The 1076-nt window shown below is 36.3% G+C and carries 1 protein-coding gene; it reads left to right on the forward strand.

Annotated features, from left to right (window positions below; all coding sequences use genetic code 11):
• Positions 1 to 34 precede the first annotated feature (34 nt).
• Positions 35 to 880: a type IV secretion system protein gene (locus ACFIKB_RS09355; RefSeq protein ID WP_375653481.1), complete on the forward strand. Its 846-nt coding sequence runs from the start codon at positions 35 to 37 to the stop codon at positions 878 to 880.
• The last annotated feature ends 196 nt before the right edge of the window (positions 881 to 1076 follow it).

Raw genomic sequence — 1076 nt, forward strand, 5'->3', positions numbered from 1 at the left:
ATAAAAAGTTGAAAATTCGTTAAAGAGGAATTCCATGGACTTTACAGTGTTCACGCAACTTTTCAATAAAATTGATCAGATAACAAAAACATATGTCACGGATATTTCCTTAAAAACAACGGCTACAATTACGCCCTTTATATCAATCGGTATCACAATCGCTTTCATCATCTATGGATGGCTCATCATTCGTGGCGCTATAGATATGCCTCTCTCCGGATTTGTAAATCGTTTCCTACGGATAAGTATTATTACTTCAATAGCTCTTACCACAGGACTTTATCAGAATGAAATTGCCAATTTAATAACACAAATGCCCCATGAGTTATCAAAAGCGCTCTTAACAGATCCACTCAATGATACACAATTAATGAATTTACTAGACAAAACAGCAACCAAAGGATTTCAATATGCAGGACGTCTTTTCCAAGAAACCGTCTTCTTCGAAGCCAATGGACTGCTTTACAGTCTCTTAGGTATCATCATCTTGCTGGCAACAAGCCTCGTAGTAGCAATCGGCGGTGGTCTCGTACTCCTGACAAAAATCGCTATTACACTTCTCGTAGGATGGGGATCACTCTTCATCATTGCTTTGCTCTGGCAACCAACTCATCGCCTTTTCGAGCAATGGATAACCCAAGTCGTCAATTATATAATCCTCTTTCTACTCTTAGCGACTGTATTTAATCTGATGATGAATATCTTTGCAAACTATTTGAGCGATATGAAACTCGATTACGACCAGAATATAAGCTTCATGTTTGGAGGTGCTCTCATCTTGTCCATTATATCCATCACCCTGTTACTCAAACTATCAAGCGTTGCCAATTCTCTCGCAAAAGGCATTACATTTGGACATCTATGGAGACATAGAAACTAGATGAGATAAAAAGCAATGCTGCTCGTAACAGATGCCCTTAATATCCATATGACAAAATAACGAGGATATCCAATCCTAAAGTAAAAAATATTCGCACTAAAATTGAGCTATTTTCATAAATTAAAAAATGAAATTAAGAAAAGATCAATTATCGCAAACTATACACTTTACTTTAGTGTCAAAATTATAATAATGA

The organism is Bartonella sp. MR110HLJHH, from assembly GCF_042194225.1.
Taxonomy (GTDB): Bacteria; Pseudomonadota; Alphaproteobacteria; order Rhizobiales; family Rhizobiaceae; genus Bartonella; species Bartonella grahamii.